This is a genomic window from Autumnicola patrickiae, assembly GCF_031846525.1.
Lineage (GTDB): Bacteria > Bacteroidota > Bacteroidia > Flavobacteriales > Flavobacteriaceae > Autumnicola > Autumnicola patrickiae.
Genome location: NZ_JAVRHM010000054.1, coordinates 1 through 2,008 on the forward strand (window position 1 = coordinate 1; position 2,008 = coordinate 2,008).

General features: G+C 41.7%; 1 protein-coding gene. It reads right to left on the reverse strand.

What is annotated here, in order from left to right:
- Positions 1-2,008: MBG domain-containing protein (locus RM549_RS19270; RefSeq protein ID WP_311687730.1), on the reverse strand; the 2,008-nt coding region annotated here is incomplete at both ends.

A 2,008-nucleotide genomic window follows, 5' to 3' on the forward strand; every position in this document is an offset into this window, starting at 1 on the left:
GATTACTACAGAGACTTCTTTGGAAGCCGACAAATAGTTCTCGGTTTCTTCGGCAGAAATGGTTACCGGGTAAGTCCCTGTATTGGTATATCCTTGCTGCGGAGCAAACTTCAATGTAGTTTCTTCATGATTCAGGCTTGCCGCCACATTCTTCACAGTTCCATCATAAGTAAAAGTTTGAATAGCCTCGGCAGTGATTACGGCTTCGGCTTTCTCGATAACAAGATTGGCAGTCAGAACTTGATCATTAAAGTTATCCTGACTTACAGTTGCAGTCACTTCATAAGTACCTGCATTAGTTTTCCCATTATCTGTATACTTTACTGTCGCTCCCTCAGGAAGACCTGTAACAAAAATACTGTGCGCAGTTCCATCGTAGGTAAAGGTATCACTAGCAAGAGCCACTCCTGTGATTTCTGCATTTTCAATTTTTAAAGACACTTCTTTTGAAGCTGCCTCATAATTACTGGTTTCTTCAGCAGAAATGGTTACTGGGTAAGTCCCTGCATTGGTATATCCTTGCTGCGGAGCAAACTTCAATGTAGTTTCTTCATGATTCAGGCTTGCCGCCACATTCTTCACAGTTCCATCATAAGTAAAAGTCTGAACAGCGTCTGCAGTGATTATTGCTTCAGCTTTCTCGATAACAAGATTGGCAGTCAAAACTTGATCATTATAGTTTTCCTGACTTACAGTTGCAGTCACCGTATAAGTACCTGCATTAATTTGCCCATTATCGGCGTATGTTACTGTCGCTCCCTCAGGAAGTCCTGTCACGGCTAAGCTATGCGAAGTTTCATCATAAGTGAAAGTGTTACCTTCAAAAGCCACTCCTGTAATTTCAGCTTTTTCGATTATCAATGAAACTTCTTTGGAAGCCGACAGGTAATTGTCAGTTTCTGCTGAAGTAACCTTTATTTCATATGTTCCTGCGTTAGTGTATTCTTGCTGCGGACTGTAGACTAAGCTAGTTTCTGAATGGTTTAGGCTCGCTTCAAGGTTCTTAGCAGTTCCATCATATGTAAAAGTCTGTACAGCTTCCGCAGTGATTATAGCTTCGGCTTTTTCGATCACAAGCTCGGCAGTCAGGATTTGATCATTATAGTTTTCCTCACTCACTGTTGCAGTCACGGTATAAGCCCCTGCATTAATTTGTCCATTATCGGCATACTTTACTGTAGCACCTTCCGGAAGTCCTGTAACAAAAATGCTGTGCGCAGCTCCGTCATAAATAAAAGTATCACCTTCAAAAGCCACTCCTGTGATTTCTGCATTTTCAATAACCAGAGACATTTCTTTTGAAGCTGACAAATAATTGTCGGTTTCGGATGAAGCAACAGTAACAGAATAATTACCTGCATTGGTATAGCCTTGTTGTGGAGCAAACGTCAATGTAGTTTCTTCATGATTCAGGCTCGCCGCCACATTCTTCACAGTACCATCGTAAGTAAAAGTCTGAACAGGGTCTGCAGTGATTACGGCTTCAGCTTTCTCGATAACAAGATTGGCAGTCAGAACTTGATCATTATAGTTTTCCTGGCTGATAGTTGCAGTCACTGCATAAGCACCTGCATTAATTTGTCCGTTATTGGCATACTCTACGGTCGCTCCTTCCGGAAGACCCGTTACAAAAATACTGTGCTGAGTTCCATCATATATGAAGGTATCTCCTTCAAGAGCCACTCCTGTGATTTCGGCATTTTCAATTTTTAAAGAAACCTCTTTTGAAGCTGCCTCATAATTACTGGTTGCTTCAGCAGAGATGGTCACCGGGTAAGTCCCTGCATTGGTATATCCTTGTTGAGGGGAATACGTCAATGCAGTTTCCGAGTGGTTTAGACCAGCTGCAATATTCTTAACAGTACCGCCATAGGTAAAAGTCTGTGTAGTTTCAGCAGTGATTATGGCTTCAGCTTTTTCAATAACAAGATCTGCAGTCAGTACTTGATCATTGTAGTTTTCCTGGCTCACTGTTGCAGTCACGGTATAAGTCCCTGCATTAATTTGT